At 68.7% G+C, this 8888-nt stretch carries 8 protein-coding genes; 7 read left to right on the top strand and 1 reads right to left on the bottom strand.

The genetic code is table 11. The features are described 5' to 3' along the window. Positions 1-907 (bottom strand): PQQ-binding-like beta-propeller repeat protein (locus tag VF647_15590; protein HEX8453524.1); only part of this gene is annotated, 907 nt, incomplete at its 3' end. A gap of 199 nt (positions 908-1106) precedes the next feature. Here VF647_15590 and uvrA point away from each other — a divergent pair. From uvrA to sdaAB, 7 genes are all read left to right on the top strand, one after another. After that, the gene (uvrA, locus tag VF647_15585; GenBank protein ID HEX8453523.1) at positions 1107-4061 is read left to right on the top strand and encodes an excinuclease ABC subunit UvrA; all 2955 of its coding nucleotides are present in this window, start codon (positions 1107-1109) and stop codon (positions 4059-4061) included. 321 nt (positions 4062-4382) lie between these two features. Then, complete coding sequence (locus VF647_15580; protein HEX8453522.1) at positions 4383-5105, top strand: phospholipase D-like domain-containing protein; 723 nt, start codon at positions 4383-4385, stop codon at positions 5103-5105. Between the two features lie 18 nt (positions 5106-5123). Continuing rightward, positions 5124-5978 (top strand): alpha/beta fold hydrolase, encoded by an 855-nt coding sequence (locus VF647_15575; protein ID HEX8453521.1) that lies wholly within the window; start codon positions 5124-5126, stop codon positions 5976-5978. Then, positions 5975-6628 (top strand): energy transducer TonB, encoded by a 654-nt coding sequence (locus VF647_15570; GenBank protein HEX8453520.1) that lies wholly within the window; start codon positions 5975-5977, stop codon positions 6626-6628. Before VF647_15575 ends, VF647_15570 begins: the two co-directional genes overlap by 4 nt. A gap of 1 nt (position 6629) precedes the next feature. After that, positions 6630-7313 carry a hypothetical protein gene (locus VF647_15565; protein ID HEX8453519.1) on the top strand — a complete coding sequence of 228 codons (684 nt, stop codon included), beginning with the start codon at positions 6630-6632 and terminating at the stop codon, positions 7311-7313. A 99-nt stretch (positions 7314-7412) separates the two neighbouring features. Next, positions 7413-7955 (top strand): DUF2939 domain-containing protein, encoded by a 543-nt coding sequence (locus tag VF647_15560; protein HEX8453518.1) that lies wholly within the window; start codon positions 7413-7415, stop codon positions 7953-7955. 88 nt (positions 7956-8043) lie between these two features. Continuing rightward, positions 8044-8709, top strand: coding sequence for an L-serine ammonia-lyase, iron-sulfur-dependent subunit beta (gene sdaAB / locus VF647_15555; protein HEX8453517.1), 666 nt, complete (start codon positions 8044-8046; stop codon positions 8707-8709). Positions 8710-8888: the final 179 nt, after the last annotated feature.

Below are 8888 nucleotides of genomic sequence, written 5' to 3'. Positions count from 1 at the left end.
GCCGGTCGTACGAGGCGCCGTACGCGACGTCTCCCATCACGACCGGCGCCTCTTCCGCGCCTGCGAATCCGGGGAGGCCCGGGGTCTGCCACACCTCCTGCGCGGTAAAGCGGTCCACGGCTAAAAAGGTGTTCCGAGGGTAGTCGACGGCCAGCAGCAGGCGGCCCGCGACGCGTGGCGCCGACCCGATCGAGCGCTGGTCGTCGCCCGAGCCGTTCCGGTAGCGCCAGAGCACGGCACCGCTGGCGCGGTGAAGGGCGACGATCCACCCCACGGAGCGCTCGCCGTTGCGGGTGGCGAACTGGTCCACGGCCGCGTACACCGTGTCGCCGCTCACCTTCACCCCCCGGATGATCGCGCGGTGCTCCCACTCCGGGCCCACGTCCGTGCTCCAGAGCCGCGTGCCGTCGACCGCGCGCACGGCGTACACCCGGTGCGTGGCGGTGCCGAAGTAGAACGCGTCCCCGTCGCCGTCGCTCTCCCCCAGCGACGCCGAGCTGTCCGGCGCGAATCGCCAGAGCTCCCGCCCAGTGCGCGCGTCCAGGGCGATGGCCAGGCTCCCCGCCCCGAAGACGCGGCCGTCCCGCACCACGTAGTTGGCCGGTGCCGTGCCGAAGTCCGGACGCTCACTCCATGCCCGCGCGCCGGTGTGCGCGTCGTACGCCTCCAGGTGGCGGTCGCCCACGGCGTAGAAGCGCTCGCCGTCGGCGGCCGGCGCGTGGAGCGACGCCCCCGTGGAGAGCGGCACCCGCCACGCGATCATGACCCCGCCCACCGACGGCTGGCCTGATCCGGGCGTTCCCCCGGCTGGCTCGCGGCAGGCGGCGGCCTGCAGGAGCCCCACGCACAGGAGCAGACCCCGGGCTGAACGGTGCCGCGACCCGGCACCCGGCTTGGTTTCGCTCATCAGAATTTCGAGTACACGCCCACGTACCCCAGCGCCGTCGAGAGCCGCTCCAGCACCCCGCACGCGCGGATACTACCCGCCGGTTATCGCGACGCTAAACGGGTGTGAACCGGCGCGCAAGACAGGCGAATCTTGGGAGCGCCCCGGCGCGTCGCGCGCGGGTGTTGAAAGTAGCGCCGGGGTGCGGTAAATTTTCGGGATGAACGAAGAATACCTGATCGTACGCGGCGCACGCGAGCACAACCTCAAGAACATCGACGTCCGCATCCCGCGCGACAAGCTGACCGTGGTCACGGGGCTGAGCGGGAGCGGCAAGTCGTCGCTCGCCTTCGACACCATCTACGCCGAGGGGCAGCGGCGCTACGTGGAGTCGCTCTCGGCGTACGCGCGGCAGTTCCTGGGAATGATGGAGAAGCCGGACGTGGACTCCATCGAGGGGCTCTCGCCGGCCATCTCCATCGAGCAGAAGACGGCGGGGCGCAACCCGCGCTCCACCGTCGGCACCGTCACGGAGGTGTACGACTACCTCCGCCTGCTGTGGGCGCGCGCGGGTACGCCGCATTGCCCCAACTGTGGGCGCCCCGTCCAGCGGCAGAGCGCCACGCAGATCGTCGACCGCATCATGGAGTCGCCGGCGGGCACCTGGGTGGAGGTGCTGGCCCCGGTGGTGCGCGGGCGCAAGGGCGAGTTCCGCGAGCTGTACGAGGAGCTGCGCAAGAAGGGCTTCAGCCACGCGCGCACCGACGGCGCGATCCATCGCATGGAGGAGCCTCCCAAGCTCGCCCGCCGCTCCAACCACGACATCTCCATCTACGTGGAGCGCAAGCTGGTGGTGCGCGAGGACAACCGGCAGCGCATCGCCGACTCGGTGGAGACGGCGCTCCGCGCGGCGGACGGCGTGGTGGAGGTGGTGGCGCACGCGGATGGCGCCGAGCCCGTCACCCACCTGCTGTCCGAGCACTACGCCTGCGCGGTGTGCGGCATCAACATCCCGGAGCTGGAGCCGCGGCAGTTCTCGTTCAACTCCCCTTACGGCGCGTGCACCGGGTGCGGCGGGCTGGGGACGCGCAGGGAGCCCAACCCCGAGCTGATCCTGGCGGACCACTCGCTCTCCATCCTGGAAGGCGTGGTGCTGCCGTGGGGCGTGCCGCGCGGCCACCTGCGAGGCACCATCCTGCAGGGACTGGCCGACGCGCTTGAGTTCGACCTCAACACCCCCTGGGCGGATCTTCCCGACAACGTGCGCGACCTGCTGCTCTTCGGCGCGTCGGTGAAGAACGGGGGGAAGAAGATGAAGTGGGCCGGCATCGTGGCCGACGTCGCCCAGCGCTACCAGGACTCGTCCAGCGACTCGCTTCGTGAGACGCTGGAGGAGTACATGAGCACCCTTCCGTGCAACACCTGCGGCGGCACGCGGCTCAAGCCCGAGTCGCTGGCGGTGACCGTCGGCGGGCGCTCCATCGGCTCGGTGGTGGCGCTGCCGGTGAGCGAGGCGCACGACTTCTTCCAGGGGCTCAAGGACGACCCGCGCCTCTCCGTCGAGATCGCGCTCCCCATCCTCAAGGAGGTCACGGAGCGGCTCGGCTTCCTGGTGAACGTGGGCCTCGAGTACCTCACGCTGGGCCGCTCCGCCGAGACGCTCTCCGGCGGCGAGGCGCAGCGCATCCGCCTGGCCACGCAGATTGGCTCGCGGCTGGTGGGCGTCCTCTACATCCTGGACGAGCCCTCCATCGGCCTTCACCAGCGCGACAACCTGCGCCTGCTGGAGACGCTGCAGCAGCTGCGCGACCTGGGGAACACCGTGCTGGTGGTGGAGCACGACGAGGACACCATCCGCGCCGCGGACTACGTGCTGGACCTGGGCCCCCGCGCCGGCCGCCACGGCGGCGAGGTGGTGGCCGAGGGTACGGTGCACGACATCCTCGCGGCCGAGCGCTCGCTCACGGGCGCGTACCTGCGCGGCGAGCAGCGCATCGAGATCCCTCCAAAGCGGCGCGCGCCGCAGCCGGGGCGCGAGATCGTCATCCACAACGCGCGCGAGCACAACCTGCGCAACGTGGACGCCCGCATCCCGCTGGGGTGCTTCGTGGCGGTGACGGGAGTCTCGGGGTCCGGCAAGTCCACGCTGGTCAACGACATCCTGTGGAACGCGATGGGGCGCAAGTTCTACCGCGCCAAGTCCGTCCCGGGTGTGCACGACCGCATCACGGGTCTGGATCTGCTCGACAAGGTGGTGGACATCGACCAGTCCCCCATCGGCCGCACGCCGCGCTCCAATCCCGCCACGTACACCGGCCTCTTCACCGTCATCCGCGACCTCTTCGCCGAGCTGCCGGAGAGCAAGATGCGCGGCTACACGCCGGGCCGCTTCTCGTTCAACGTCAAGGGCGGGCGGTGCGAGGCGTGCCAGGGCGACGGGCTGGTGAAGATCGAGATGCACTTCCTGCCCGACGTGTACGTGCCGTGCGAGGTGTGCCGCGGGAAGCGCTACAACCGCGAGACGCTGGAGGTGTTCTACAAGGGCCACTCCATCGCCGACGTGCTGGAGGCCACGGTGGACGACGCGCTGGAGCTGTTCGAGGCCGTCCCGCGCCTCCGCCGCCACCTGCAGACGCTCTCCGACGTTGGGCTCGGCTACATCCACCTGGGCCAGTCCGCCACCACGCTCTCGGGCGGCGAGGCGCAGCGCGTGAAGCTGGCGACGGAGCTCTCAAAGGTTGCAACCGGCCAGACCTTTTACATCCTGGACGAGCCCACCACCGGCCTGCACTTCGAGGACGTGCGCATGCTGCTGGAGGTGCTGCACCGGCTGGTGGAGCGCGGCAACACGGTGCTGGTGATCGAGCACAACCTGGACGTCATCAAGACCGCCGACTGGATCATCGACCTGGGGCCGGAGGGCGGGCCGCGTGGCGGTGAGATCGTGGCGGCGGGGACTCCGGAGGCCGTGGCAAAGGTGGGGCGGTCGTATACGGGGCAGTTTTTGGCGGGGATGCTGGCGGGGCGCGGGGCGGAGGGGCCGGCGTTGGAAGCGATGGCGGAGGGGCCGGCGCTGGAGGCGGTGGCGGAGGCAACGGCGCTGGAGGCGGCGCCGGTGGTGAAGAAGCGGGGAAGGAAGGCGAAGGTGGTGCAGGCGGTTGAGTCCGGCGGTTGAAACCGCTGCAACAACCGCGGGAAGCCTGCCTTCGCAGGCTCGGGGGCGGGCGCCGGGCGCACCGGCCACGCCGGGGGCTAAAGCCCCCGGCTGAAACGACGGGAAGACCGCTGAAGCGGTCTCGATCGCCGCAGGCTCCGGGACAGGACTCTATCGAGCGGATCTCCTCTGCGCCTATCTATCTGCATCGTCCCTTAGCGCGCCCCACGCCGTTCCCTAGCAGGGCTATCTGCGGGCGAACATATTATTAGGGTATGATCTTGCTGCGGATGGCGTCCCGTTCCGCGTTTTCTTTTTTTCTCCAGCCTACCTATTACCCTCGTGCCTGAATTTCTTACCGCTAAGCGAGCCGTTGCTGATATCGAAGGCATCATCAAGGATGCACGTGACCATCTTTACCTTGTTTCGGCCTACTTCAAAGTGTCCGAGACGTTTATGAATCGACTCCGCGGGGCATCGCGATACCAAGTTCCAATTACTTTTGTAGCACGCGAGGGTGCGACAAATTCCGCAGAAGTAGAAAAGCTTCTCACAGTCCCCAACCTTTCTCTCTACACCCTAAAGAACCTACATGCGAAGTGCTACTTGAATGAGCAGCGGCTGGTGATCGCGTCGTTGAACCTGTATGAGGAATCAGAGAAGAACTGGGAGATGGGTGTGCGTTTCGACGCGGACGAGCGCGTTTACGCTGAGACACTCGAAGAGGTGAAGAACATAGTCTCCGTGGCAACTCGGATCTCTGCCATACCCGTTCCGTCTGTATCGGCTGTGCCTGCGAAGGTTTCTTCGCCACCCAAGCAAGGCCAAACGGTCGCTCGAGCCGCACGCGACGGTTCGTACAAGCGAAAGGGTGCTTGTATCCGATGCGGAGACGATATCGCGTATAACCCGGATGCTCCGCTCTGCCGCGATTGCTGGACGATTTGGGCAGAATTCAAGAACCCTGACTATCCTGAGCACTACTGCCACGACTGCGGGCGCAAGGCGAAGACGAGCATGAGCTATCCGCGATGCAAACCTTGCTTTACAGGCGCTCGGGCGTGACAGGTGGCGCCGAGGCCAATGCACGCCCGGCGGCGCGCTGAGGGGGTGGCGGTGGCGGGGTGGGGGGCGGTGCTGCTGTACGTGGCGGGCGCCCTGGTGGGGGTGTATCTCCTGCTGGGGGCGCTGGTGTGGTGGTACGCGGAGAGGGTGATCTTTCAGCCGCAGACGCCCAGGTACACCGCCTCGGCGGGCGCTACGATGGTGCTGGTGGGGGATGGGGACTCCATCGCGGTGGTGTGGCTGCCGAACCCGCGGGCGCGGTTCACGATTCTGTTCAGCCACGGCAACGCCGAGGATCTCGGTGATCTGCGCTACTTCCTTCCCGATCTTCGCGATGCGGGGTTCTCGGTGTTGGCGTACGACTATCGCGGGTATGGGCTCAGCTCCAGGCGCGTGCCCGGCGAGCGCAGCGCGTACCACGACCTCGCCGCCGCGTACGAGCACCTCACCGGCGCCCTGGGAGTGGCGCCGGAGCGCGTGATCCTGCACGGGAGGTCGCTAGGCGGTGGGATCGCGTCGGAGCTCGCGAGCCGGAGGCCGGTGGCGGGGCTCGTGCTGGAGAGCACCTTCGTAAGCGCCTTCCAGGTGGCCGTTCCGCGCCGCATCTTCCCGTTCGACCGCTTCGGCACGGAGCGCAGGCTGCGGGAGATCCGCGCGCCCGTGCTGGTGATCCACGGGACGCGCGACGAGGTCATCCCCTTCTGGCACGGCGCGCGTCTGCTGGAGCGGGCGAATCCGCCCAAGCGGCACTTGTGGGTGGAGGGCGCCGGACACAACGATCTGCAGAGGGTGGCGGGCGACCGATACTGGAGCGCGCTCCGCGAGTTCGCCGCGACGCTCGACGAATCCAACCGTTCCCGGAGTGCTCCGTGATCCGTGCCGCGGCTCTCGCTGCTCTGCTCGCCATCCCCGCGCACGCGCAGCGGGAGGTGCATCCCCTCTCCAGCTACGTCGACTCGGCGGCGCTGCATGCCGCCATCGCCGCAGCGCCCGAGGGGCCGCGGTCGTTGTACTGGATCCAGTTCGACAGCACGGGCGCGCTGGAGGAGGTGCGGTCAATGGACTGTTCCGGCGCAAGCGGCGCCCGCGAATACCGCGAGGCGCTCGCAGGGCTGCTGCGCACTCACGCCCGCCCCGTGCACGAGACGCGCAAGGCGACGGGGGTCAACGTATGGCTGACGCCCGGCCCATCCGCGCGCGTGCAGGTGGCGCGGCGCGTTCGCGAAGACCTTCCCTCGCTCGCGAACCTGGACGAAGTGGCGGACACCATGGAGCGCGTGACAAAGCGACTCCTGCGGGAGCTCCCCGCGCTGAGGGGGCGTATGGCCGAGGTGACGGTGAAGTTCCAGGTCGACGAAAAGGGGGTGCCGGCGCAGAGCCGCATCCTGACCCAGCTCGGCATCCCCGAGATCGACGACGGAATCCACGACATCGTGGATGCCATGCGGTTCAGGCCCGCGATGATCAACAGGTGCCCTGTACCGGTGCTCGTGGAGGTTCCAATCCACCTGGAATTTCGCTGAGATGATGATCCGGTCCTTCTCGTTCCTCGCGCTTTTCGCGGCGTTGGCCGCCTGCGCCGCGTCGCCGGCTTCCGCGCAGGCAGGGCCGCTTCCGCTCTCGTCGTTCGTGGATTCCACGAGGCTGCACCGCGCGCTCCTCGACGCTCCCCAGGCGCCGCGGGGGACTCCGCGGCGGATGCTGTTTTGGGTGCGCTACGATTCGACGGGGACGCTGAAAGTTGTGAGAGCGCTCGTGCGGCGTTCGCTTCCGGGTGGCTACGACAGCGCGATGGTGTCTCTGCTTCGGACCCACCTTGTCCCACGCCTCCCGAGCCGGCGGGCGCATCGCGAGACCTTCTGGTTGAGGAGCGGGAGGAATCCTCGGATCGCCGTGGTGGATGCGCTCATGGTGATGCCGTCGCTCACCGACATCGGAGCGCTGCAGCAGGCGATGGACGCGGCGGCGCAGCGCCTCCTCGCCGCGCACCCGCAGCTGGCGGGGCACGAAACCACCCGCAACGTCAGCTTCAGCATCGGAGCAGACGGAGCCACCGGCGAGATCGCCGTGCGCGGCAGGCCAGACGACGACGTCGACCCGGAGTTCCTCGGGATCGTGAGGGGGATGCGGTTCCGGCCCGCGACGATCGAGGGCGTCCCGGTGGATGTGGACGTGGAGCTTCCGATCACGATGAGATTCCGGCGCTGACCGGGTACCGCGGCGCCCGCCGCGGTGCTATCTTTCCGGCCCCAAGTGCAGCAACCTCAGAGGCTTGCAGCCGTTCTTCCCTCCAGAAACACCTCCCTCATGCGCAAGAGCAGCTACTTCCGTCCCTTTGCCTTGCTGGCGCTGTGCGCCGCGGCGGTATGGCTTTACTTCACGCCGCACCTGGCGGTCAGGCGGCTGCAGCAGGCGGCCGAGACCGGCGACCGCGAGGCGCTGGCGAAGCTGGTGGACTTCCCCTCCGTGCGCGCGAGCGTCAAGGAAGAGGTTCGCCAGGCCATGGCCGAGCGGATCGACAAGGAGGCGGACGACAACCCGTTCGCGCGCTTCGGAGCGGCCCTCGCGGGGATGATGGTGGACCCGCTGGTGGACTCGTTCGTGACGCCGGGCGGCATCGCGGCGGCCGTGCGCGGCGAGCGGCCGTCGGTCGGCAAGGACGGCCGCGACCGCGCCGAAAAGGCGGCGCGCGACGTGGAGGTGACGCGCGGCTACGAGGGCGTGGACACCTTTGTCCTCCACTTCCGCGACAAGGACGACGGCAAGGAGCGGATGGCGCTGGTGATACACCGCGAGGGGCTGGCCGACTGGAAGCTCTCTGCCATCCGCCTCCCGGACGGGGCGGAGTAGAGCCGCAACGAGCGCCGCGCCCACAGCGCGGCGCTCGCCGCATGCGGGATGGTGGCCCGTCCGCCGCGCGCACCGTAGATTAGCGCGCATGGTCTCTCTCTTCGACATCCTGGGGCCCACCATGGTCGGCCCATCGTCATCGCACACCGCGGGCGCGTGCCGGCTGGGGCTGCTGGCGCGCGCCATCCTGGGCGGCACGCCGCAGCGGGCCGACATCCAGCTCCACGGCTCCTTCGCCGCCACCGGCGAGGGGCATGGAACGCAGCGCGCCATCGTCGGCGGGCTGGCGGGGCTCGCGCCGGACGACCTGCGCCTGCGCCAGGCCTACGACGAGGGCGCCGCGGCCGGGATGGAGTGGAGCTTCGACACCATCGACCTGGGTGAGGACGCGCACCCCAACACCGCCGTCTTCCGCGTGGAGCGCGATGGCGAGACGGTGCAGCTTCGCGGCGCATCGCTGGGCGGCGGCCGCGTTGAAGTCACCGAGATCGACGGCTTTCCGGTCGCGCTCGGCGGCGACTATCACACGCTGGTGCTGCTGGCCCACGACGAGCCGGGCACCATCGCCGCGGTCGCGACGGTGCTCGCCGGGCACCACATCAACCTCGCGACCATGCGCGTGGACCGCACCGGCCGCCACAAGGACGCGCTGATGACCATCGAAGCGGACGAGCCGGTGGGCGAGGCGACACTGGGCGCGATCCGGTCGTTTCCGTGGCTGCGGTGGGCCCGGGCGATCCCGAAGATCTCGTAGGGGCGGGGGAATGGGGAATGGGGAATAGGGGGAATCTGAGCGGAAGGGACCTCTCCGCTTCGCGAGGTATCGTAGTTGCAAGCGGTTACCCATTCCCGATTCCCCATTCCCCATTCCCCGCAGTTCCATGCACAAGTCCATCGAATCCCTGATCCGCGAGGCCGACGAGACCGGCCGCA

Origin of the sequence: Longimicrobium sp. (assembly GCA_036387335.1) — a bacterium.
Classification (GTDB): domain Bacteria; phylum Gemmatimonadota; class Gemmatimonadetes; order Longimicrobiales; family Longimicrobiaceae; genus Longimicrobium.
Note: the sequence above shows the minus strand (reverse complement) of the source record. Positions and strands in the feature narration are given on the sequence as shown.

Excerpts from the sequence above, each read along its gene's own strand:
- uvrA (HEX8453523.1), top strand. The coding sequence starts at position 1,107 with ATGAACGAAGAATACCTGATCGTACGCGGCGCACGCGAGCACAACCTC.
- sdaAB (HEX8453517.1), top strand. The coding sequence starts at position 8,044 with ATGGTCTCTCTCTTCGACATCCTGGGGCCCACCATGGTCGGCCCATCG.
- VF647_15560 (HEX8453518.1), top strand. The coding sequence starts at position 7,413 with ATGCGCAAGAGCAGCTACTTCCGTCCCTTTGCCTTGCTGGCGCTGTGC.
- VF647_15565 (HEX8453519.1), top strand. The coding sequence starts at position 6,630 with ATGATGATCCGGTCCTTCTCGTTCCTCGCGCTTTTCGCGGCGTTGGCC.
- VF647_15575 (HEX8453521.1), top strand. The coding sequence starts at position 5,124 with ATGCACGCCCGGCGGCGCGCTGAGGGGGTGGCGGTGGCGGGGTGGGGG.